The following is a 21,726-nucleotide window of genomic DNA, read 5'->3' as shown; positions in this document are numbered from 1 at the left end:
CGGTAGGTGGCGGTCAGTCCTGGCCGAGGCCGGCGGCAGAGACCCGTTCGGCGGTCCCGGTGACTTCGTTCAGGGCACGGAGGTCGAACAGTCCGGTGATGTCCGCCTGCTTGGTGGTGCCGGCTTTCACCCCGTCTTCGAGGAGCTTGGGGTAGGTTCCCGCGAGCGGATCCACCGTGAACACCACGTTCTGCAGGGCCCGGTCAAGGACGTCGGCGGGTAGCGCCGCGCCAGCCGATTCCTGCAGGGCGCCGTTGATGACGCTTGTTTTCTCGGCGGCGGGTGCTTCATTCAGCCACGCCACGGACTCCACGTGGCCGCGCAGCAGAGCCTTCACGGTGTCCGGGTGCGCGGCGGCAAACTTCTTGTTCACAATCAGAATGGTGGTGGGAAACTCGCCGGCTTTGCCGGAGAGCGATCCGTCCCAGAGATCCTTTTCGTCCACCAGGACCTTGGCTCCGGCGGTGAGCACCAAACGGGACGCCCACGGCTCAGGCAACCACGCGCCGTCGAGCTTTCCATCCTGGAACAGTTTCAGCGTCTGGGCGTTTTCCGTGGGGTTGATGGAAACGTCGCCGCTGCCGTCCACGTTGGTTTTGTAGCCCTGCGAGCCGAGCCAGGCGCGGAGCGCCACGTCCTGCGTGCCGCCCAGCTGAGGCGAGGCCAGGGTCTTGCCCTTCAAGTCCGACGCCGAGGTGATCTCTGGACGCACAACCAACTGCGCCCCACCCGCTGCGGCGCCCGCGATGACGCTGACGGACTCCCCCTCGCTCTTGACAAACGAGTTGATCGCGGGATTTGGGCCGATGTAGGCCGCGTCGATGGCGCCGGCGTTCAGTGCCTCGATCGCGGCTGGCCCGGCGTTGAAAGTTTCGGTGCTGAGCTTGGTGTTGCCCAGGTTCCGGGCGAGGATCCCCTGCTTCACCCCCACCAGGGCGGGGGCGTGGGTCAGGTTTCCGAAGTAGCCCAGCTTCAGTTCTGCGGCCGGAGTGGGCGCGGGGATGGATGCCTCTGCCGCCGTATTACGGGAAATGGACGACGCCACAACGGCACCGGCGGCGATCAGGAACACGAGCCCGATGGCCAGGGCCGCCTCGATGGCACGCTTGCGCTTGGGTTCTGCGCTTTCGCCTGCCACGATGCGGGTCATCCCGGGCTTGGAACTAGTCATTGTTTCACCATAGGGAGTGACCTAAACCCATTCAATGAAGCAGAAACGGGGGGTCACGCGGGTTCATGCAACGTCACATTCCGGGCCCGGCTCAGTCCCCCTTGACGTTGACCAGCTGCCGCAGTTTGTGCCGCACCCTGACAAGGTCAGCAGCGTCCCGCATCACCACATCGATGGGCTTGTACGCCGCCGGAATCTCGTCGATGAACGCCTCGGTGGCCCGGAACTCAATGCCCTGCATGGCCGTCTTCAGCTCGGCCATTGTGAACGTTTTGCGGGCAGCCGTCCGGGAGTACTCGCGCCCGGCCCCGTGCGGGGATGAGTTCAGCGAGACGGGATTCCCCAGCCCCTCCACCACGTACGACGCCGTCCCCATGGACCCGGGGATAAGTCCCGGATCGCCGTTCTCGGCTCTGATCGCCCCCTTCCGCGATACCCACACGGACTTGCCGTAATGGGTCTCCTGCTGTGTGAAGTTGTGGTGGCAGTTGATCCGCTCGCGCTCCTTGACATGGCCGCCCACCCAGTGCCCGAACTGAGTAATGACGCGGTCCATCATTTCCTCGCGGTTCAGGAGGGCGAAGTGTTGCGCCCAGCGTAGTTCCTTGATGTAGCGGGCGAACTCGCTGGTACCCTCCTCCAGGTAGGCGAGGTCCGGGTCGGGCAGCCTCGTCCCGCGTTTGCGGGTCACCTGCTGGGCGACGCCGATGTGGTGCTGCGCGATCTTGTTGCCCACGCCCCGCGAGCCCGAGTGCAGGAACAGCCAGACGGCGTCGGTTTCGTCGGCGGAGACCTCGATGAAGTGGTTGCCCGATCCCAGCGAGCCCAGCTGAAGTTCCCACTTGGCCAGATACTGGGCCGGGTTGAAGCCGGCCTGCCCCGCCAGCTTCCGGAGCTCGGCAAGGCGCGGCTCGGCAGTGGCCATGACCCGCCGGTTGTTGTGCCCGGCGGACAACGGAATGGCCCGTTCGAGGTCCTCGCGCAGCCGTTTGCGGTCTTTGGGCAGGTCCTTGACCGAGTACTGGGTCCGCACGGCGATCATGCCGCAGCCGATATCCACACCGACGGCGGCCGGGATGATCGCGCGCAGGGTGGGAATCACCGAGCCGACGGTGGCGCCCTTGCCGAGGTGCGCGTCCGGCATCAGCGCCAGGTGCGGGTAGATGAACGGCAGCGTGGACGTGGCAAGAGCCTGGTCAAGGGTCTTGGCATCCAGGATCGAGGCCCAGCTGATGAGCTTGGGGTTGATGGTTTCCACGCTTCGCCTCCCACTGTTAAGGATACGAAAACGACGAAACCGCGGCTTGTTCGCAATCCGGCCCGTGAAGGCCAGGATCTGCGAACAAGCCGCGGTTTCGGCAGAAACTCAGATGGAGTAGCGCTCGTCCTCATGGTCGCCCGGGTGGTCCTTGACCAGGCCCGCGGCCAGCGTGTTGCCGTCCAGGGGGTCGATGACGAGGAACGCGCCGGTGCGGCGGTGGTGCAGGTAGTTCTCCAGCGGCAGCGGCGCGGCGAGCCGGAGCTGCGCGTGGCCGATGTCGTTCAGCTCCAGGCTGGACGCGCCTTCGAGCTTGAAGGTGGCCAGGTCCAGCTTGCCGCTGACGCTGCGGACCAGAGCCTGGACCGTGCGGGTGCCGTGCTTGACCAGCACCTTGGCACCTTCCCGCAGCGGCTTCGGCGAGAGCCAGCACAGCGCGGCGTACAAGTCGGCGGTGGACTCGCGGACAGTGCCGGCGGCGGCGATGGTGTCACCACGGGCGACGTCGAACTCCTCCGCCAGGCGGAGCGCCACGGACTGCGGCGCGAACGCTTCCTGCAGGGACTCGCCGGCGAAATCAATGCCGGTCACCGTGGTGGTGCGGGCGGCCTGGCCGGGGGTCAGCACTGACACGCAGTCCCCCACCTTCACCGACCCCTCGGTGATCTGGCCGGCATACGCCCGGTAATCGCGGTAGGCCTCCACGTCCAGGCCACCGGCCACGGCGTCGGGAGCCAGCGCACCCTGCGGCCGGATGACCAGCTGCACGGGGAAACGGAAGCTCTCCAGCTGCGTGTCGATCTCGTCCGCGGCCGGCAGGGTCTCGAGGACCTCCAGCAGGGCCGGGCCGTCATACCAGGGGGTGCGCTCGGACCGGTCCACCACGTTGTCGCCGTCGAGGGCGGACACCGGGATCACCAGCAGGTCATCGATGTGGTCCGCGCTGCCGAGCTCGGCGGAGCCGATGCCCAGTTCGCGGGCCACCTGCTGCACGTCGGCCTGGATCTCGCGGAACACGGACTCGCTGAAGTCCACCAGGTCGATCTTGTTCACGGCCACAATCACGTGCGCCACCCGCAGCAGCTGCAGCACGGACAGGTGCCGGCGCGTCTGCTCCAGGACACCCTTGCGGGCGTCAATGAGTACGACGACGGCATCCGCCGTGGACGCGCCGGTCACCGTGTTTTTGGTGTACTGGACGTGCCCGGGGCAGTCCGCCAGGATGAAGCTGCGGCGGTCCGTGGCGAAGTAGCGGTAGGCCACGTCGATGGTGATGCCCTGCTCCCGCTCGGCGCGCAGGCCGTCGGTCAGCAGCGCCAGGTCAATGCCGCCAGCAGAGCCGCCGAAGCCGCGGTCCGCGGAGGTGCGGGCGACGGCGTCGAGCGTGTCCGCGAGGATCGCCTTGGAATCGTGCAGGAGGCGGCCCACCAAAGTGGACTTCCCGTCGTCGACCGATCCGGCGGTGGCGAAACGGAACAGGGTGGTAGGCAATGCCTCGTTGATTGAGCCTGTCGAAATCAGGGTTTCGACAGGCTCAACCACCGGCGTATTAAGAGTGCTCATTTAGAAGTAACCATCCTTCTTGCGGTCTTCCATGGCTGCCTCGGAGATGCGGTCATCTGCACGGGTGGCGCCACGTTCGGTGATGGTGGAGGCGGCAACTTCGATCACAACGTCGCTCACGGTGGCTGCGTCCGACTCAACGGCACCGGTGCAGGACATGTCGCCCACGGTGCGGTAGCGGACGGTTTTGACGATGACTTCCTCGTGCGGCAGCGGCTGGGAAACCTCGCCCACCGCACGCCACATGCCGTCGCGGGCAAACACTTCGCGGTCGTGGGCGTAGTACAGGCCCGGCAGCTCGATGTTCTCGCGTTCGATGTAGCGCCAGATGTCCAGCTCGGTCCAGTTGCTGATGGGGAACGCGCGGACATGCTGGCCCACGGTGTGGCGGCCGTTGTAGAGGTTCCACAGCTCGGGGCGCTGGTTGCGCGGATCCCACTGGCCGAATTCGTCGCGGAGGCTCAGGATGCGCTCCTTGGCGCGGGCCTTGTCCTCGTCACGGCGGCCGCCGCCGAAGACGGCGTCGAACTTGTTCTGCGAGATGGCGTCCAGCAGCGGGACGGTCTGCAGCGGGTTGCGGGTGCCGTCGGCACGCTCGGCCAGCTCGCCGCGGTCGATGAACTCCTGGACGCTCCCGACGACGAGCTTAAGTCCCAGCCGCTCCACCGTCCGGTCGCGGAAGTCGATGACCTCGGGGAAGTTGTGGCCGGTATCCACGTGCAGCACGGGGAACGGGACCTTGCCCGGCCAGAACGCCTTGGTGGCCAGGTGCAGCATCACCACGGAGTCCTTGCCGCCGGAGAACAGCAGCGCAGGCTTCTCGAACTCGGCCACAACTTCGCGGATGATGTGGATCGCTTCGGACTCGAGTGCGTCCAGGCTGGAAAGCCTTGTCACTGCTTCTCCACGCGGCTTAGACACACTCGCTCGTTCCTCGCTCGCGCGATGCGCCGCTTTCGGAGAATCAGCGTCAAGTTCCAGCACAGACAGCTCCAGGTCCTCGTTGGTGGTTTCGATGCTCATACGTGTAGTCCGCATTCTGTCTTGTCGGTGCCTGCCCAGCGGCCGGCGCGGGGGTCGTCTCCGGGTGCCACCTTGCGGGTGCAGGGCTGGCAGCCGATGGAGGGGTAACCCTGGGAAAGCAGCGGGTTGACGGGCAGGAGGTTGTCATCGGAGTACTGGACCAGCTGGTCGAACGTCCATGCGGCCACGGGGTTGACCTTGACCAGGCCGTTGACCTCGTCCCAGGTCACCAGCGGGGTGTTGGTCCGGGTGGGGGCCTCGTCGCGGCGGACGCCCGTGAACCAGAGTTCGTAGCCGGCCAGGGTGCGGCGCAGCGGGGCCACCTTGCGGAGGGCGCAGCACTGGGCGGCGTCGCGGGCAAAGAGGTCCTTGCCCAGGAGCCGGTCCTGCTGTTCCACGGTGTTCTCGGGAAGCACGTCCACCACGTTGACGCGGAGGTTCGCGGCCACCTCATCACGCGTGGCGTAGGTTTCCGGGAAGTGGTAGCCGGTCTCCAGGAACAGGACGTCGACGCCGGGCATCTGGTCCGCGACCAGCGCCGGCAGGACGGCGTCGGCCATGGAGCACGCGACGGCCACCGCTGACAGGTCGAAGTTGCGCTCCACCCAGGCGATCACGTCGCGGGCCGGGGCGTCCCAGCCAAGCTCGGCGGCGCCGGACTCGGCGATGGCCTTGAGCTCGTCGTGGGTGCGGAGGGTGGCAGGCGATGCGGCGACCGGGGTCTCGACAGGCTCGACCACCGGGTCGGTGTTGCTCACTGGAGGGCCTCCTCGTCTGCTGCGTGGGCCCACTCGGCGAAGGTCTGGCCTTCGGCGCGCTGGGCCACGAACGTGCGGACGACGCGTTCCACGTAGTCCGGCAGGTCCTCGACGTACACCTTCAGGCCGCGGACAGTGCGTCCCAAACCTGCCTCTTCGCGGCTGTTGGAAGCCAGCCCGCCGCCCAGGTGGACCTGGAAACCCGGGGAGGGGTCGCCGTCGGGCGTTGGAAGCATCATGCCCTTCAGACCGATGTCCGCGGTCTGGATGCGGGCGCAGGAGTTGGGGCAGCCGTTGATGTGCAGGGACAGCGCGTGCGGCAGTTCGCCGGACTCCGCGAGGTCCGCCAGGCGGCGTTCCAGGTCAGCGACGGCGGTGGCGGCCGTGACCTTGGTTTCCACGATGGCCAGCTTGCAGTATTCGATGCCGGTGCAGGCGATGGTGCCGCGGCGGAACACGGACGGGCGGGCGGAGAGGCCCAGGGCATCCAGCTCGGCAACCAGCGGTTCCACGTGATCCTTGGCAACGTCCAGCACTACGAGTTTCTGGTGCGGCGTGGTGCGCAGGCGGTAGGAGCCGCGGGCCTCGAGGGTGTCCGCGAGCTTGATCAACTGAGCGCCGGACAGGCGGCCGGCCAGCGGGGTGGCGCCGATGAAGAACTTGCCGTCCTTCTGCTCGTGCACACCGATGTGGTCGCCCGGAGTGGTGGGCTTGGGCGCGGCGGGACCGTCGGCCAGCTTGTAGCCCAGGTATTCGTCCTCGAGGATCTGGCGGAATTTCGCCGGTCCCCAGTCGGCCATCAGGAACTTCAGGCGGGCCTTGGTGCGCATGCGCCGGTAGCCGTAGTCGCGGAAGATGCTGGTGACGCCGAGCCAGACTTCGGCGGCTTCCTCGGGCTTCACGAAGGCACCGAGGCGCTTGCCGAGCATCGGGTTGGTGGACAGCGCGCCGCCTGCCCAGAGGTCGTAGCCGACGCCGAGTTCGGGGTGGCGGACGCCCACCAGGGCGAAGTCGTTGATCTCGTGGACCACGTCCTGGCTGGGGTGGCCGGTGATGGCGGTCTTGTACTTGCGCGGCAGGTTGGACAGCAGCGGGTTCCCGATGAATCGCTCGCCCAGCTCCGCGATGAGCGGCGTGGGGTCGATGATCTCATCCTTGGCGATGCCAGCCACGGGCGAGCCCAGGATGACGCGGGGCACGTCGCCGCAGGCCTCGGTGGTGGACAGGCCAACACCCTCAAGCCGGTTCCAGATCTCGGGGATGTCCTCCACGCGGATCCAGTGCAGCTGGATGTTCTGGCGGTCCGTGAGGTCGGCGGAATCCCGGCCGAAATCAACGGAAATCTGGCCGATGACGCGCAGCTGCTCGGTGGTCAGCGCACCGCCGTCGATCCTGACCCGGAGCATGAAGTACTTGTCTTCCAGCTCGTGCGGCTCGAGCGTGGCGGTCTTGCCGCCGTCGATCCCGGGCTTGCGCTGGGTGTACAGGCCCCACCAGCGGAAGCGGCCGTGGAGGTCCTGGCTGGGGATGGCGTCGAAGCCGTCCTTGGAGTAGATGGTCTCGATACGCTCACGCACGTTGAGGCCGTCGTCTTCCTGTTTCCAGGTTTCGTTGGCGTTTAGCGGGGTTTTGCCGTCCACTTTCCACTGCCCGTGCGGCTTTGCAGCGGGGCGGGAGGCACGCGCGGGGCGCTTGGCGGCGGCAGGGTCCACGGACGCTCCGGCTAGAGCTGTATCAGTCATGCATCGACTGTAGGTGCCCGCCGAACCGCGTCACAAAGGTCCGGAAACGGGAGGTCACCTAGGGAAACAATTCGTCACGAACCGCCGGAGAGCCTTGAAGATGCCCGCCCGCTGTGCTTGGTTCCTGGTGCCCGGGCGGGGCGGCTATTAACCGCGTACGACGGCGGCGTCGAACCGTTCCAGCGCGATCTCGGCGAGGACCGGCGACGGCAGCAGTGGTTCCGTCACGAGATCGGCACCGGCTTTGGCCAGCTGGTCGTGGAAGAACCCCGGCGCGAGGAGGTAGGAGGCAATCACCACGCGGCCGCCGTCGTCCACGGCCCCCGCGGACTCCCCCGCCCCGGCGCCTCCTGCCAGTTCCAGCCGAAGGATGGCGACGGCGTCAGGCACCGACGGCTGGGCCGAGGCACCGTAAGCGGGCAGAATCCGGTTGCGCCGCAGCGCCCTGAGCTGGTCGGCGAGCTCTTCCACGCTGACGGCGGCATTGGGATTGGAGGACCCGGCGGCGGCGAGGACAATCGCGTCGCGGTCCGTGACGCCGGCCTCCCGGAGGCGCTGGTCCAGCAGGGCAGCGAGCCGCGGGTCCGGGCCGAGCGGCGCTGCGGCGAGGCTGCCCGGCCGGCTCTTCACAGCCCGGGCGATGTCCACCTTGACGTGATATCCGACGCTCAGCAGCAGAGGGACAACGACGGCCTTGTCCTCTTCGGGCAGGCCTTCCACCACGTCCACGAGGTCCGGCTGCTGGACGTCCACGTAGGCCTCGCGAACGTCAAGGCCCGGGCGCAGGGCAGCGATGGCTGCGCGCAGGGCGTTGACCTCCGCGGCGCCTTGAGTGCTGGACGTCCCGTGGGCGCAGGCGATCATGATCGGGTTGTTCATAGGGGCTAGCGTAACGTTGGAGCCGCCCTGTCCGCCCACCATGAAACCGCCGGGACGCCACATGACATCGCCGTTCGACACTTTGCCGTTCGACATCGACCTGGTGTGGCTGGACCTGGCCGGAGTGTTCTTCTTCGCCGTCTCCGGATCGTTGTTGGCGGCACGGAAACAGTTCGACCTGGTGGGCTCGCTGCTGCTGGCGTCCCTGGTTTCCCTCGGCGGCGGCGTCATCCGCGACATCATCCTCAACACCGCGCCGGCAGCCTTCTCCAACCCTGCCTACCTGGTTCCCCCGGTGCTGGCCGCCGTCCTGGTGTATTTCCTGTACTCCAGCGTGCAGCGGTACACCTCGCTGCTGGTGCTGTTCGACGCCGGCGGGCTGGCCCTGTTCTGCATCACCGGAACGCTGAAGGCCCTGGCGCTGGGGATGAATCCGGTGGCTGCCGTGCTGCTCGGCGTGACCACCGCGGTGGGCGGCGGCCTGCTGCGGGACATCACCGCCAACGAGGTGCCCCAACTGTTCAACCCCCGCGACCTCTACGCGCTGCCGGCTTTCAGCGGGGCGGCTTTGACCGCGCTGCTGTGGGTCACCGGGGCATTCAACGTGCTGACGGCGTGCGCCGTGGCGTCCGTCGTGTTCGCTTTCCGGGTGGTTGCCTGGCGCCGGTCCTGGTATGTTCCGCTCGCCGTGCACGGCTTGCACCGACAGGGCCCCGGTGGCGGTGGGGCTGATGGGGCTGGCAGCGGCTCGGGAGCAGGCCGCAGTTAGCTAGGATATGAGCATGACTGACATGTTCCTCGAGAAGTTCCGCGCGCTTGTTCCGACCTATCTCGAGGACGAATGGCAGGAAGAAGACGGCCTGCCCGCAGACGAACTGGACGCGGCCCTCGCCGAACACCAGTTCCAGGTACCCCTGGTCCTCCGCGAGTTCTACCTGGCGGTGGGCGGCTGCGAGGACATCATGGAGGCCTACCACTACTTCTGGGATCCCGAAGAGCTGGAAGTGGATGACGAAGGCTTCCTGATGTTCCTCGAGGACGAGGAAGAACAGTTCACCTGGGGCTTCCGCGTCGGCGACCTCGGCATCCCGGACCCCATCGTGTACCGCCGCAACAACGCCCGCGGACAGTGGAAGAGCGAAGAAGGCACCTTCTCCGAGTTCGTCTTCGACATGTTCGAGTGGGCCTTCAACGACGAGGAAGAAAACTAGGGTCCTCCCTGCCGGCTTGTCGTTCCACCGCCCGCCTTCTGTGGTTTGCTCAGCCAAAACGGGGCACTTCGACACGAACACGTCGTGCACCGAGCCTGTTTCGCCGGTTACGTCGCGCAAAGTGGCCCACGACGGCGCGACTTAGCTCCCGCCGAAGGCTCCCTGTCGGCACAGCTCCAGTACCGCCAACACTTGGCTCACCATCCGCTCAGGGTGATGGACAACGTCGTCATAGCCGAATCTGAGGCCAAGCCGTCCGCCGATGACTGTGGCATTGTTGCGCTTTCGGTCCTTTTTTACTTGCCGTGGTTCCAGATGCGTACTGCCGTCGGTTTCCACCACGAGCCACTCCTCAATAAGGAAGTCCACTTCTCCCACTCCCGGAAGCTCAACATGCCTTCGGACATGGAGGCCCGCTCGCCGGAAGTGGTAGTTGGCCAGCACCTCCAGGATGGAATCCGCCCTGGGGACCACGCTGTCGAGGACGGACCTGGCGCGGGCGTTCCGGTTTCCGGGGAGCTTCCGCCGCAGGAAGTCCATGCTGATGTCGCCCCGCTGTGCTGCGCACTGAAGCATGACCAGCGATTCCACGTCGGGCAGGCACCGCAACGCATGAATCAGGACGTCGGCCAAGCCTGCCACTGGCAGCCACGGAAGGTGCGGGTGGGGGCATCGGCCATGGGTCAGCGTCCCCGGCGGTGTCTTCTTGTGCCCTGGACTCAGGTGCACGGAACTTGGTTCATAAAGCGTCCACAGCCGGTACGTGGGGGCGGCCGACAAGCACGTCAGCAGAGCGTTGTGCTGAAGCGCCAGGGCTAACACGCCTGCCTCACGCGGCATGCTGTAGATGCCTCGTCGAATCCGCACAATTCGCCCGGCCGCCAGTGCTTTGTCGAGGGAAGTTCGGGAAAATCCGGCCTCTCGGAGCGTCGAGGCCCGGGCTACGCCTGCCCGCGCGCCGAGAAAAGTCTCAATATCCATTACTCCACGGTGCACGTGGACCACAGCAAAGGGCAGACCCAAGATGCCGCATGTGGACAACCGGGCCGTCGTGGGGCACTGCGACTCGGACACGCCGTCTCTGCAGCCCGGAAGGGCCCTCGGATGCCTCAATGTGCCCCACGAAGGAGATGGAGCAGGACGGGAGGGATGTGACACGCGCAGTAACAGCAGGTTTGCATCCTGTGACAAACCTGTCATAGACTGTTCACGGATCCGCTAAACGCCTCCGGCGGGTCTGATGCGAACGGAGATATAGCCCCGGTTCGACGCAACGTGTGACTCGTAACGTTGCTGAGAACCGGGGCTATTGCATTTAACGAGCGAGGGCCCCGGCCAGGTTCACCCCGCCGAGGCCCCGCTCCCAAAGAAGAGAATCAGCTGGCGCGGTCCACCACAGCCAGGGCGAAGTTGGACAGCGAGGACTTCACAACACCCTCAGGAAGCGGCGCCAGTGCGGCAATGGCTTCGTCGGCCCAGCGGCGGGCAACCACCCAGGACTCAGCGGTGACGGGGTGCTCGCGGAGCCCGGCCACGGCGGCAGCCAAGGCAGCGTCGGAGGTCAGGTCCCCATCAATGAGCTTCAAGAGTTCGACGGCGGACTGGTCACCGGCCGCAGCATCGCGCCGCAGGAACAGAACGGGCAGCGTGGGCACACCCTCGCGGAGATCCGTGCCTGGGGACTTGCCGGACTTCACCTTGACGCCGGTGACATCAATGACGTCGTCGGCGAGCTGGAAGGCCACGCCCACCTTCTCGCCGTACTCCACCAGGAGGTCCTCGTAAGCCTCGTCGGCACCGGCGAAGATGGCACCGAGCTGGCCGGAGGCGGCCACCAGGGAACCGGTCTTGTCCGCGATGACGGACAGGTAGTGCTCCACCGGATCCTCGTCCGGACGCGGGCCTACAGTCTCGTGCAGTTGGCCCAGGCACAGCCGCTCGAACGTCCGGGCCTGGATGCCCAGCGCCCGGGAACCAAGCTCGGACACCAGGATGGACGCGCGGGCAAAGATGAGGTCGCCGGTGAGGACAGCCACGGAGTTTCCCCAGACCTCGTGGGCCGTGGGGGCGCCGCGGCGGAACGGGGCCGAGTCCATGACGTCGTCGTGGTACAGAGTTGCCAGGTGGGTCAGTTCCACCACCACGGCCGCCTGCACCACGGCGGGAAGCGAGGCGTCGCCAAGGTGGGCGCACAGCAGCGTCAGCAGCGGCCGGATGCGCTTGCCGCCGGCTTCCACGAGGTGACGCGACGTTGCGTCAGCCAGGGGGTCCGAGTTGGCAATGGCTTCGCGCAGCTTCTTTTCCACCCGCGCCAGGTTGTTGGTGATGGCGGGGCCCAGCTCGGCGTCCTCCGCGATGGCCGCAAAGCCTGCGGGCAGCTGCAGTCCCGTGGCAATGGCAGTGGTATTGAGGCTGGGTTCGGAGTCCGGCAGGCCGTGCCCGGCGTGCGTCCAGCTGTGGTCTGCGGAGTTAGTCACTGGTTAACCCTAACTTTTTGTTGCGGATACCGCTGGTTCGTTGCCGGTGGGGTGTTGGAGGTGGCGGGAACCAGCGATTCCAGGACGCGGATAACCCGGTCCTCGAAGCCTTTCGCGGCCGGGTCGGTCAGGTTTGCGAGCAGCCGCACCACAAAGCGCATGAGCACGGGAATGGGCATCCCGGTCCGCAGCGCGAGCTTCATGACGGCGGGTTTTCCGATCAGCGCGGCAAATGCCCGTCCCAGCGTGAAGTGCGATCCCCATTGGCCCCGCACATAGTCCGCGTACCCCGCGAGGTGCGCGTCGGCGTCGTACATTGCCCCCGCAGCAGAGGAACGGGCGGACGCGTCAATGATGAACTCCGCCGCGAACCGTGCCGATTCCATCGCGTAGGAGATGCCCTCGCCGTTGAACGGGGAGACCATGCCGCCGGCGTCGCCCAGGAGCAGGAGGCCGGGCGAGTAGTGCGGGGTGCGGTTGAAGCCCATGGGCAACGCGGCGCCGCGGATTTCGCCCACCTGGTTCTCCGGGGTGAAGCCCCATTCGACGGGCATGGCGGCGGTCCATTCGCGCAGGACCTGCTTGTAGTCGAGCTTGCCGAATTCCTTGGATGAGTTCAGGATGCCGAGGCCCACGTTGGACGTGCCGTCGCCGACGCCGAACACCCAGCCGTAGCCGGGGAGCAGTTTTCCGTCGCGGCCGGGGAGCTCCAGCCAGCCTTCCATCCAGTCGTCATCGTGCCGGGGGGACGTGAAGTAGGTGCGGACGGCGACGCCGAGGGGGCGGTCGTCGCGCTTGTGGATGCCCAGCGACACGGCGGTTCGCGTGGAGTTGCCGTCTGCGGCGAGTACGACGTCGGCGCTGAAGTCGCGTGACTCCCCCGTCTTGCGTCCGGACTCGTCCAGGAGCGCTGCGCGGACACCGGTCACGCGGCCGTCTTCAGACCGCAGGGCTTCGGTGACGCTGTGCCGCTCGAGGATTTCGGCGCCGGCGGCCTGGGCGTGGCGGGCCAGTTCCTCGTCGAAGCCCAGGCGGGTGCGGATCAGGCCGTACTGCGGGAAGTCGGAGACCTCGGGCCAAGGCAGTTCGATGGTGCGGCCGCCGGCAATGAGGCGGAGGCCCTTGTTCCGGCGCCAGCCGTCGGCTTCAGGGTGCGGCAGGCCGAGCTTCTGGATTTCGCGGACCGCCCGCGGAGTGAGGCCGTCACCACAGACCTTCTCGCGCGGGAAGCTGGTTTTCTCCAGGACGGTCACGCTGATGCCGGCCTTGGCAAGGTAATACGCGGCGGTGGAACCGGCTGGCCCCGCGCCGACAATCAGAACATTCACAGGTCAGCGCTGGATGTTTCGTCGGAGTTTGGCCACGGGGCCCTTGTGCGCGGCGATGGCCTCCGCTGCGCCCTCCGGCGTGGATTCCAGCGGCTTCGTGGCACGGTGCACGGCCACGATCCCGCCGGTCAGGTTGCGGTACGTGACCTTTTCCCAGCCGGATTCCTGCAGCCAGGCGGCCAGGTGGTCCTGGTCCGGCCAGGCGCGGATGGATTCGGCGAGGTAGACGTAGGCGTCCGGGTTGGAGGCCACCTTGACAGCGATGGCCGGCAAGGCCCGCATGAGGTATTCCGTATACATGGTGCGCCACAGCGGCACCACGGGCTGGGAAAACTCGGCGATGACCAGCTTGCCGCCGGGCTTGGTGACGCGGAGCATCTCGGCCAGCGCCTTCTTGGGCTCATTGACATTTCGGAGGCCGAACGAAATGGTGCTGGCGTCGAAGCTGTTGTCCGCGAACGGCAGGTTGGTGGCGTCGCCGGCAACGAAGTTGATGTCCGGGCGGCGGCGCTTGCCCACCTTGAGCATGCCGAGGGAGAAATCGCAGGCGATGACATCTATGCCTGCATCGGCATATGGCTCGCTGGAGGTGCCGGTTCCCGCGGCCAGGTCCAGCACCCGCTGGCCCCGCTTCATGTCCATGGCGTCCACCACGATCCTGCGCCAACGGCGGGTTTGCCCCATGGAGAGGACATCGTTGACGACGTCGTACTTAGGTGCGACGTCGTCAAACATCGTGGCTACTTCGTCCGGACGCTTTTCCAAGGATGCTCGGTTCACCATGCAATTGTCTCAGACAAACTTGAGAAGGACTTTCGACGAGCCCGTCCGGCGGTCCGAAGCCACGGCAAACGCCTCGGCCACGTCACCGGCGTCGAACGTGTGCGTCAGCAGCGGCTCAACGTCCAGCCCGTCCGCCAGGTACGCGAGGGCGTCATCCAGTTCGTCCGCGAAACGGAAGGTCCCGCGGTAATCAATCTCCCGGAAAACGAGTGCGGCGAGCTCGGCCGTCACGGGACCGGCTGGCAGGTTGCCCACCTGGACCACGACGCCGCCGCGGCGCACGGCCGCGAGGACACCGCCCAGGGCACGGGCAGCGCCGGAGGCCTCGAACGCAACATCCACCTCGGGAAGCTGCGCGCCGGAACCCACCAGCACAACGCCGTCGGCTCCCATCCGCTTGGCGATCGCCAGCGAAGTCTCCGAGAGGTCACTGGCGACGACGCTGGCCGCGCCGGCGCGCCGGGCGGCGGCCACCAGCAGCGCGCCGATGGGCCCGGCGCCGTTGACCAGAACGTCCTTGCCGGCGAGGCTGCCGGCCCGGCCGACGGCGTGGATCGCCACAGCGAGCGGCTCGGCGACGGCGGCCTGCCGGGTGGTGACGCCGTCGGGCAGGCGCCGGAGCTGGCCCGCCGGGACGGCCTTGCGGGAGGCGAAGGCGCCGTCCGTGTGCGGCCGGTGCGCGGCGCTGCCGTAGTACGTAACCTGCGGGCAGAGGTTGGTGCGTCCGGCGAGACAGTCGGTGCAGTCGCCGCAGTACACGGCCGGGTGGACGGTCACGGCTTCGCCCACTGCGAAGCCAATGACGCCGTCACCCAGAAGGGAAATCCGGCCGGCCACCTCATGGCCCAGCACCATGGGGTCGGCCAGGAGGCTCAGCCCGGAGGCGCCGTGGGCGACGTAGTGCAGGTCCGAGCCGCATATCCCGCCGTATTCGACGTCGACGATCACCGAGCCCGCCGGGCAGGACGGGTCAGTGCGGTCCTCGAGGCGCAGGTCTCCGGCGGAATGGACAACTACGGCTTTCATACGGCGTCCTCCACGAGGGTCAGGTCGCGTCCCTTGGTTTCAGGGGCGAAGAACGTGGCCACAAAAGCGATGGCGGAGTAAAGGACCATCATTCCGGCCACCGGCCACCAGGAATTGGTGAACAGGGCCAGCAGGCCGGCGGCGATGATAGGAGCCAGGCCGCCGGATAGCACACCGCCGATTTCCTTGGCCATAGCCAGCTGGGTGTAGCGGTTGCGGGAGCCGAAGAGTTCGTTCACGTAGGCGGACTGGACCGAGAACATGCCCAGCACGGAGACGGACAGGCCGATGATCAGGGCCAGCGAGACGAGGAACGGGTCGCGGGACTGCATCATCAGCAGGGCCGGGATGGCGAAGCACATCTGGAAGCCGGACAGGGCGCGGTACATGCTGCGGCGACCGAACTTGTCGGAGAGCCAGCCGGCCAGCGGAACCGTGGCAAAGCCGAGGAACGAGCCGATCAGCAGCGCGAAGGTGCCCACGCTCTTGTCCATGCTCAGGCCGGTGACGATGTAGCCGATGAGGAAGGTCTGGATCATGGCCGAGTTGCCGGATTCGCCGATCCGCAGGGCCATCGCCAGGAAGAAGGCCTTGCCCTTGCGCTTGGTTTTGGCGGCCGGGACGGACTGCCCGACGGCGGTGCCGGACTCAGCGGCGAAGGCGGCGGCAGCAGCGGCGTCGGCGATTTCCTGCGCACGGGCGGCCTCGAAAACGGGGCTTTCTTTCAGGTTGCGGCGCATCCAGAGGGCGTAAAGCGTGATGCCAATGCTGGCGATGAACGGCAGGCGCCAGCCCCAGCTCACGAGTGCTTCCTCGGGCAGGAGCGTCAGCAGGACCCACAGGCCGGAGGCCAGAAGGGTGCCGGAGTTGGTGCCGAGGCAGACGAAGGAGGCGATCAGGCCGCGTTTCTTCGGCGGCGCATATTCGGCCAGCATGACCGATGCGCCGGAGAGCTCAGCGCCGGCGCCGAAGCCCTGGGCGAGGCGGAGGAACACGAGGATGATCGGCGCGGCGAGGCCGATCTGGGCGTAGCCGGGCAGGAACCCGATGAGCATCGTGGACACGCCCATCATCATGATGGTGATGACCAGGACCTTCTTGCGGCCCACGCGGTCACCCATGCGGCCGAAGAACCAGGCGCCCACCGGGCGGGCCAGGAAGCCCACGCCGTAGGTCATGAAGGCGATCAGCAGGCCCACTACAGGGTCGAAGTTGGGGAAGAAGATTTTGGGGAAGATGATGGCGGCTGCCAGCGAATAGAGCTGGAAGTCCATGTATTCCATGGCAGTTCCGAGCCAGCCGGATACTGCAGTCCTGATCAGGTCCTTGGATGAGCGCTGGGTGGCGCCTACCTGGATTGTTGCCGTCATGAACCCCTCTGTTCTACGGGTCTGGCGGATGCACAGCTTCAATGATGCGGCATGGCCAGACGTCTTTTCTTGTCCCTTCATCGGGACAACGACTGCCATTCAAGCACTGCCATACCAGAGTGTCAACAGATGACGGCTTCATTCCTGGACCCTTGTGGACTGTGCCCGAGGCCAGGCGGCGCGGCTACTGTGGAAGCATGGCCGCCCCCGACACCACCCCGCGCATCTCCGCCCGGATGATGGCGTATGCGCAGATCCGCGAGCGCATCATCTCCGGCGAGGACGCGCCCGGGACCCTCCTCTCCGAGAACGAGCTCGCGCACCACCTGGGCACCAGCCGCCAGCCCATCCGCGAGGCACTGATGCTCATCGCGCAGGAAGGGCTCGTGGAGATCCGCCCGCAGAGCGGCACCTACGTGACCTACCTCGACCCGGATATCGTGGCGCAGGCACAGTTCATCCGCGAGGCCATCGAGGTGGCGTCGCTGGCTGACTGCGCCCGCAACATCACCCCTGAAAACGCAGCCGCGCTCTACGAACTCCTGGACCGGCAGGACGCCTGCACCACCCGCGAGGAGTTCTACCCGCTGGACGAGGACTTCCACCGGACCCTGCTGGCCATCGCCGGCCACGAAACAGCCTGGGCCACAGTTTCCAACGCCAAAGGCCACCTGGACCGCGCCCGTTATCTGGGGCTCAGCGGCTACCGCGGCATCACGGAGTACGCCGCCGACCACCGCCACGTGCTGGACGCGATCCTCGCCGGTGACCTGTCGGCTGCGGAAGACGGGCTGCGCAGCCACCTGCGCTTCATCCTGGACGACGTCGCGAGCATGCGCGCCGCACGGCCGGACCTGTTCTCCGCCCCTGCCGTGCCCGAGCGGCGCACGGGGCGTCCGGCCCGGGTCTGACACACGCGGGAGTAGTGTTGTCTCATCATGACGAGCACGTTCCGCACCCTCACAGTCCCCCTGGATGGCAACGCAACTGCCGGCGGACTGCCGCAGTTCCTGGTCCGGGACGACGTCCTCTGCTGGACCCGCCGCGAAGCCGGCCTGGTGGGGTTCGGCGAGATCGCCCGCTTCACGGCCACCGGCCCCGAGCGCTTCCTCGAAGCGGACATCTGGTGGCGCCACCTGGTACTCGAAGCGGACATCACCGACTCCGTGGAGCTGCCCGGCACCGGCCCGGTGGCTTTCGGCTCCTTCGCGTTTTCCAAGAAGTCCGCCCACGTATCGCGGCTGATAGTGCCGGAGATCGTGGTGGGTGTCCGCGACGGCCGGTACTGGCTCACCCAGTTGACGGTCGACGACGGCGAACTCACCGAAGTGGGCGCCCTCGCCGCCCTGGCCGGCTGGCTGAGCGGTGGCAGCACCTCCGATGACGTCCCCGCCGAACCGGCCGGCGCCGTCATGCGTCCTTTGCCTTCCGCCGACGGGGCCACCCTGCACACCGGCTCGCTCAGCGAGGAGGACTGGATGGCCGCCGTCGCCGCCGGCGTGGCGGAGATCCGGACCGGTGCGCTGGAGAAACTGGTGCTGGCGCGGGACATTGTGGCCACGGTGCCGTCGGGCGTGAACGCCGCGCAGGTGCTGCGCGAGCTCGCCGTGCGGTACCGCGAATGCTGGACGTATGGCGTGGACGGGCTCGTGGGCGCCACCCCGGAGATGCTCATCCAGGTGGAAGGCCGCACCGCCCAGGCGCGCGTGCTGGCCGGGACGCTGGACCGCCGCGACGCGCACGGCGAGTCCGGGATTCCCATGGATTACGCCGAGCGGGTGCTGGCCGGATCCGAGAAGCAGCGGCACGAGCACGAGATCGCGATCCAGTCGCTGACGTCGCAGCTGGCACCGTTTTCCGAGGCCATGAACGCGCACGACGAGCCGTTCATCCTGGAGCTGCCCAACGTGTGGCACCTGGCGTCGGACGTCAAGGCGGAGCTCGCCGAGGTGGAGGGCCATGTGCCCACGTGCCTCGCGCTGATCAACGCACTGCATCCCACGGCCGCGGTCTGCGGTACGCCCACGCTGGTGGCGGGCGCCCTGATCCGCAAGCTTGAACACTTGGACCGCGGCCCGTACGCGGGGCCGGTGGGCTGGCTCGACGCTGCCGGAAATGGCGAATGGGGCATCGCCCTGCGTGGCGCAGTGATTGAGGATCCGCATACCGTGCGGTTATATGCCGGTTGCGGCATAGTGGATGGCTCCCAACCGGAGGCCGAGCTGGCGGAGACGTGGGCGAAGTTCCGGCCGATGCTGGAGTCGCTGGGGATTTCCAACTAGGGTCACCATCCCATCCACCTGACTGGCACTTAAACGTCATGGAACCGTGTCGTGAAACCGCGTTTTCACGACGCTGTCTGCGAGCTAGATTGGTAGTGTGTCCGGAATTCCAGACACAGGCCGCCTCCCGGGTCTTGATTTAGCCTGTGATTTAGTTATCCAATAGTGAAACTAAGTTTCATGTGATGCACATCTCTCGTTCGGCGATACACTATGAACCGATTTAGTACCGCACACCCCTGCAACAAAAGGTAAAGAACATGCAGCTCAAGTCCCTGGCCCAGGCCAAGATCGCCGCCAAGGCAGCCGCAATCCTGGCCGCCGGCGCGCTCACCCTCACTGCCTGCGGCGGCAGCACCACCCCGGCTGCGACCGAGGGCGGCATCCAGCTCATCAACGCCGGCAAGCTCACTGTCTGCTCCGACGTCCCCTACGAACCCTTCGAATTCCAGAAGGACGGCCAGATCGTTGGCTTCGACATCGACATCGCCAATGAAGTAGCCAAGGACCTCGGCGCCGAACTGAGCATCGTGGATAGCTCCTTCGAGGCCATCGAGACCGGAACCGCCCTCACCGGCTGCGACGTCTCCATCTCCTCGATTTCCATCACGGATGTCCGCAAGTCGGTCATGGACTTCTCCGACCCGTACATGGACGATGACCTCACCCTCGTGGCCACCACGGCGTCCGGGATCACGGACATCAACAGCGCCAAGGGCAAGAAGGTGGGTGTCCAGCAGGCCACCACCGGCGCAAAGTACGCGGCGGAGAACGGCATCGACGCCCAGCAGTTCGAGGACAGCGGCCTCCTGGTCCAGGCTCTCCAGGCCGGCACCATCGACGCTGCCCTGGGCAACCAGTCGATCCTGGCCTACGCCATCAAGGATGACGCCAAGTTCGAGCGTGTAGATGACTACGCCACGGGCGAGAAGCTGGGCATCTCCATCAAGAAGGGCAACACCGCCATGGCCGAGAAGGTCAACGGAACCCTGAAGCGCCTGACCGACGACGGCAGCCTGACGAAGTTCGAAACCACCTGGTTCGGCGAGACCGCCAAGTAGCCGGCACCCCGGACTGACCTTCACAGCCCTGAGAACCACGCCGCTGGGGCCCCGCACGGACTGCGCTGCAGCCCGTCCGGGGCCTCAGCCACGCAAATGAATGTGAGCACCCCATGGCAATGACCGCACGTCAACGGGCCAAAGTGAGCCTGTATGTCCAGATCGGCATCTTCGTCGTGGCAGTGGCCGCGCTGGTCCTGGCCACCGACTGGAAGACAATCGGCAACAGCGTCTTCAACTTCGCCAAGATCGGCCCGATGTTCCCGGACATCTTCCTTATTGGCCTCAAAAACACCCTGGTTTATACGTTCCTCGGCTTCGTGGTGGGCCTTTCCGGCGGCCTCCTGCTGGCCCTGATGAAGCTCTCCACATTCCCGCTTTACCGCTGGATCGCCACCGGCTACATCGAATTCTTCCGCGGAGTTCCGGCGCTGCTGGTGTTCATCGCGTTCGGCTACGGTGTCCCGCTCGCGTTTGGAGTTCAGTGGAACGTTACCCTTATCGTCATGATTTCGCTGGGTATGGTGGCCTCGGCATATATCGCCGAAACCCTCCGCGCCGGACTGCAGGCTGTGCCCAAGGGACAGCTCGAAGCCGCACGTTCGCTGGGCATGCCGCAGTGGCGGGCCATGGTGTCCATCGTGATTCCGCAGGCGTTCAAGATTGTGCTCCCGCCCCTGACCAACGAGGTCATCCTGCTGACCAAGGACTCCTCGCTGATCTACGTCCTGGGCCTGACCGCCTCGCAGTATGAGCTCACCAAGTTCGGCCGCGACGGCATCTCCAGCCTGGGTGCCGGCCTGACGCCGCTCCTCGTAGCCGGCGCCTTCTACCTGGTCATCACCATCCCGCTGAGCCTCCTGGCCCGGAAGTTCGAAAGCCGCTCCGCGCGGACCAAGCGATAGGCAGGGAAGCCATGAACGACGTCGTAAATTCCTCCGCCGGCAACACCGGCACCATCAACGCGGCCGGAGTGTCCATCAAGGACCTCCGCAAGTCCTACGGCAGCAACGAGGTCCTCAAGGGCATCAGCCTGGACGTTGCCCCCGGCGAAGTGGTGTGCCTGATCGGCCCGTCCGGCTCCGGCAAATCCACCCTCCTGCGCTGCGTCAACCTCCTCGAGCAGCCCAACAAGGGCGCCATCCACGTGGGCGGCTTCGAAGCTACAGACCCCGACGTGGACATCGACAAAATGCGCCGCAAGGTGGGCATGGTTTTCCAGCAGTTCAACCTGTTCCCGCACCTGGATGCCAAGCGGAACTGCACCATCGCGCAGACGAAGGTCCTGAAGCGGTCCCAGGAAGAGGCCGACAAGGTGGCCCAGCACAACCTGGACCGCGTGGGCTTGGGGCACCTGTCCGACCGTTTCCCGGACCAGCTTTCGGGCGGCCAGCAGCAGCGTGTTGCGATCGCCCGGGCGCTGAGCATGAACCCCGAACTGATGCTCTTTGACGAGCCCACCTCCGCGCTGGACCCCGAGACCGTGGGCGATGTCCTCTCGGTCATGCGGAACCTGGCCAAGGAGGGCATGACCATGCTGGTGGTGACCCACGAGATGGGCTTCGCCCGCGAGGTAGCCGACCGCGTGGTGTTCATGGACGGCGGCGTGGTGGTGGAGGAAGGTGTGGCCGAGCAGGTCATTTCCGCACCCACCCAAGCCCGCACCAAGGAGTTCCTGCGCCGGGTCCTGGACCCGACGCACATCGAGATCGAGGAGTAGCCGCTTTCGACGCGGCGCCTGCCTGTCGACGCGCATATGCCCTGTCGCTATCGGAAATTCCGGTAGCGACAGGG

The 21,726-nt window shown here is 66.4% G+C and carries 20 protein-coding genes; 7 read left to right on the top strand and 13 right to left on the bottom strand.

Annotated elements, in window-relative coordinates; all coding sequences use genetic code 11:
- Positions 1 to 13: 13 nt before the first annotated feature.
- The 7 genes from MUN23_RS14565 to MUN23_RS14535 form a co-directional block, all read right to left on the bottom strand.
- Positions 14 to 1,150, bottom strand: a complete 1,137-nt coding sequence (locus tag MUN23_RS14565) for an ABC transporter substrate-binding protein (protein ID WP_248764095.1) — start codon at positions 1,148 to 1,150, stop codon at positions 14 to 16.
- A 112-nt stretch (positions 1,151 to 1,262) separates the two neighbouring features.
- Positions 1,263 to 2,429 carry an RtcB family protein gene (locus MUN23_RS14560; protein WP_248759307.1) on the bottom strand — a complete coding sequence of 389 codons (1,167 nt, stop codon included), beginning with the start codon at positions 2,427 to 2,429 and terminating at the stop codon, positions 1,263 to 1,265.
- 108 nt (positions 2,430 to 2,537) lie between these two features.
- Positions 2,538 to 3,992 carry a sulfate adenylyltransferase subunit 1 gene (locus tag MUN23_RS14555; protein WP_248759305.1) on the bottom strand — a complete coding sequence of 485 codons (1,455 nt, stop codon included), beginning with the start codon at positions 3,990 to 3,992 and terminating at the stop codon, positions 2,538 to 2,540.
- The gene (cysD, locus tag MUN23_RS14550) at positions 3,993 to 5,015 is read right to left on the bottom strand and encodes a sulfate adenylyltransferase subunit CysD (protein WP_248759303.1); all 1,023 of its coding nucleotides are present in this window, start codon (positions 5,013 to 5,015) and stop codon (positions 3,993 to 3,995) included.
- Positions 5,012 to 5,773 (bottom strand): phosphoadenylyl-sulfate reductase, encoded by a 762-nt coding sequence (locus MUN23_RS14545; protein WP_371875915.1) that lies wholly within the window; start codon positions 5,771 to 5,773, stop codon positions 5,012 to 5,014. The genes cysD and MUN23_RS14545 overlap by 4 nt, the downstream gene beginning before the upstream one ends.
- On the bottom strand, positions 5,770 to 7,515 hold the full coding sequence (locus tag MUN23_RS14540; protein WP_058931585.1) for a nitrite/sulfite reductase: 1,746 nt from the start codon (positions 7,513 to 7,515) through the stop codon (positions 5,770 to 5,772). The genes MUN23_RS14545 and MUN23_RS14540 overlap by 4 nt, the downstream gene beginning before the upstream one ends.
- A gap of 147 nt (positions 7,516 to 7,662) precedes the next feature.
- Entirely contained in the window at positions 7,663 to 8,394 is a 732-nt protein-coding gene (locus MUN23_RS14535) for a sirohydrochlorin chelatase (RefSeq protein WP_248759301.1), read from the bottom strand.
- A gap of 61 nt (positions 8,395 to 8,455) precedes the next feature.
- Between MUN23_RS14535 and MUN23_RS14530 the strand changes: the two genes are divergently transcribed.
- Both MUN23_RS14530 and MUN23_RS14525 read left to right on the top strand, forming a co-directional pair.
- Positions 8,456 to 9,163, top strand: coding sequence for a trimeric intracellular cation channel family protein (locus tag MUN23_RS14530; RefSeq protein ID WP_248759294.1), 708 nt, complete (start codon positions 8,456 to 8,458; stop codon positions 9,161 to 9,163).
- A gap of 13 nt (positions 9,164 to 9,176) precedes the next feature.
- Entirely contained in the window at positions 9,177 to 9,605 is a 429-nt protein-coding gene (locus MUN23_RS14525; protein ID WP_056344779.1) for a hypothetical protein, read from the top strand.
- Between the two features lie 141 nt (positions 9,606 to 9,746).
- On the opposite strand, the gene MUN23_RS14520 is transcribed toward MUN23_RS14525, so the two are convergent.
- The 6 genes from MUN23_RS14520 to MUN23_RS14495 form a co-directional block, all read right to left on the bottom strand.
- Positions 9,747 to 10,586, bottom strand: coding sequence for a type IV toxin-antitoxin system AbiEi family antitoxin domain-containing protein (locus tag MUN23_RS14520; RefSeq protein WP_248759291.1), 840 nt, complete (start codon positions 10,584 to 10,586; stop codon positions 9,747 to 9,749).
- A 395-nt stretch (positions 10,587 to 10,981) separates the two neighbouring features.
- Positions 10,982 to 12,082: a polyprenyl synthetase family protein gene (locus tag MUN23_RS14515; RefSeq protein WP_058931582.1), complete on the bottom strand. Its 1,101-nt coding sequence runs from the start codon at positions 12,080 to 12,082 to the stop codon at positions 10,982 to 10,984.
- Complete coding sequence (locus MUN23_RS14510) at positions 12,079 to 13,410, bottom strand: geranylgeranyl reductase family protein (RefSeq protein ID WP_248759290.1); 1,332 nt, start codon at positions 13,408 to 13,410, stop codon at positions 12,079 to 12,081. Before MUN23_RS14510 ends, MUN23_RS14515 begins: the two co-directional genes overlap by 4 nt.
- Positions 13,411 to 13,413: 3 nt before the next feature.
- Positions 13,414 to 14,190 carry a demethylmenaquinone methyltransferase gene (locus tag MUN23_RS14505; protein WP_246848588.1) on the bottom strand — a complete coding sequence of 259 codons (777 nt, stop codon included), beginning with the start codon at positions 14,188 to 14,190 and terminating at the stop codon, positions 13,414 to 13,416.
- A gap of 12 nt (positions 14,191 to 14,202) precedes the next feature.
- Entirely contained in the window at positions 14,203 to 15,219 is a 1,017-nt protein-coding gene (locus MUN23_RS14500) for an L-idonate 5-dehydrogenase (RefSeq protein ID WP_248759289.1), read from the bottom strand.
- On the bottom strand, positions 15,216 to 16,589 hold the full coding sequence (locus MUN23_RS14495) for an MFS transporter (RefSeq protein ID WP_248759288.1): 1,374 nt from the start codon (positions 16,587 to 16,589) through the stop codon (positions 15,216 to 15,218). The genes MUN23_RS14500 and MUN23_RS14495 overlap by 4 nt, the downstream gene beginning before the upstream one ends.
- Before the next feature lie 197 nt (positions 16,590 to 16,786).
- Here MUN23_RS14495 and MUN23_RS14490 point away from each other — a divergent pair, with 197 nt between their 5' ends.
- The 5 genes from MUN23_RS14490 (at position 16,787) to MUN23_RS14470 (ending at position 21,652) form a co-directional block, all read left to right on the top strand.
- The gene (locus tag MUN23_RS14490; RefSeq protein WP_248759287.1) at positions 16,787 to 17,500 is read left to right on the top strand and encodes a GntR family transcriptional regulator; all 714 of its coding nucleotides are present in this window, start codon (positions 16,787 to 16,789) and stop codon (positions 17,498 to 17,500) included.
- A gap of 27 nt (positions 17,501 to 17,527) precedes the next feature.
- Positions 17,528 to 18,871 (top strand): isochorismate synthase MenF, encoded by a 1,344-nt coding sequence (locus MUN23_RS14485; protein ID WP_248759286.1) that lies wholly within the window; start codon positions 17,528 to 17,530, stop codon positions 18,869 to 18,871.
- Positions 18,872 to 19,131: 260 nt separating this feature from the next.
- Positions 19,132 to 19,932: an ABC transporter substrate-binding protein gene (locus MUN23_RS14480; RefSeq protein ID WP_248759278.1), complete on the top strand. Its 801-nt coding sequence runs from the start codon at positions 19,132 to 19,134 to the stop codon at positions 19,930 to 19,932.
- A gap of 113 nt (positions 19,933 to 20,045) precedes the next feature.
- A complete protein-coding gene (locus tag MUN23_RS14475; RefSeq protein WP_248759276.1) occupies positions 20,046 to 20,837 on the top strand; it encodes an amino acid ABC transporter permease in 792 nt (263 codons plus the stop codon).
- A gap of 11 nt (positions 20,838 to 20,848) precedes the next feature.
- A complete protein-coding gene (locus tag MUN23_RS14470; protein WP_058931574.1) occupies positions 20,849 to 21,652 on the top strand; it encodes an amino acid ABC transporter ATP-binding protein in 804 nt (267 codons plus the stop codon).
- Positions 21,653 to 21,726: the final 74 nt, after the last annotated feature.

Origin of the sequence: Pseudarthrobacter sp. SSS035 (assembly GCF_023273875.1) — a bacterium.
GTDB lineage: Bacteria > Actinomycetota > Actinomycetes > Actinomycetales > Micrococcaceae > Arthrobacter.
Note: the sequence above shows the minus strand (reverse complement) of the source record. Positions and strands in the feature narration are given on the sequence as shown.

Excerpts from the sequence above, each read along its gene's own strand:
- MUN23_RS14530 (WP_248759294.1), top strand. The coding sequence starts at position 8,456 with ATGACATCGCCGTTCGACACTTTGCCGTTCGACATCGACCTGGTGTGG.
- MUN23_RS14485 (WP_248759286.1), top strand. The coding sequence starts at position 17,528 with ATGACGAGCACGTTCCGCACCCTCACAGTCCCCCTGGATGGCAACGCA.
- cysD (WP_248759303.1), bottom strand. The coding sequence starts at position 5,015 with ATGAGCATCGAAACCACCAACGAGGACCTGGAGCTGTCTGTGCTGGAA.
- MUN23_RS14565 (WP_248764095.1), bottom strand. The coding sequence starts at position 1,150 with ATGACCCGCATCGTGGCAGGCGAAAGCGCAGAACCCAAGCGCAAGCGT.
- MUN23_RS14480 (WP_248759278.1), top strand. The coding sequence starts at position 19,132 with ATGCAGCTCAAGTCCCTGGCCCAGGCCAAGATCGCCGCCAAGGCAGCC.
- MUN23_RS14535 (WP_248759301.1), bottom strand. The coding sequence starts at position 8,394 with ATGAACAACCCGATCATGATCGCCTGCGCCCACGGGACGTCCAGCACT.
- MUN23_RS14555 (WP_248759305.1), bottom strand. The coding sequence starts at position 3,992 with ATGAGCACTCTTAATACGCCGGTGGTTGAGCCTGTCGAAACCCTGATT.
- MUN23_RS14495 (WP_248759288.1), bottom strand. The coding sequence starts at position 16,589 with ATGACGGCAACAATCCAGGTAGGCGCCACCCAGCGCTCATCCAAGGAC.
- MUN23_RS14540 (WP_058931585.1), bottom strand. The coding sequence starts at position 7,515 with ATGACTGATACAGCTCTAGCCGGAGCGTCCGTGGACCCTGCCGCCGCC.
- MUN23_RS14525 (WP_056344779.1), top strand. The coding sequence starts at position 9,177 with ATGACTGACATGTTCCTCGAGAAGTTCCGCGCGCTTGTTCCGACCTAT.
- MUN23_RS14470 (WP_058931574.1), top strand. The coding sequence starts at position 20,849 with ATGAACGACGTCGTAAATTCCTCCGCCGGCAACACCGGCACCATCAAC.
- MUN23_RS14500 (WP_248759289.1), bottom strand. The coding sequence starts at position 15,219 with ATGAAAGCCGTAGTTGTCCATTCCGCCGGAGACCTGCGCCTCGAGGAC.
- MUN23_RS14520 (WP_248759291.1), bottom strand. The coding sequence starts at position 10,586 with ATGGATATTGAGACTTTTCTCGGCGCGCGGGCAGGCGTAGCCCGGGCC.
- MUN23_RS14490 (WP_248759287.1), top strand. The coding sequence starts at position 16,787 with ATGGCCGCCCCCGACACCACCCCGCGCATCTCCGCCCGGATGATGGCG.
- MUN23_RS14475 (WP_248759276.1), top strand. The coding sequence starts at position 20,046 with ATGGCAATGACCGCACGTCAACGGGCCAAAGTGAGCCTGTATGTCCAG.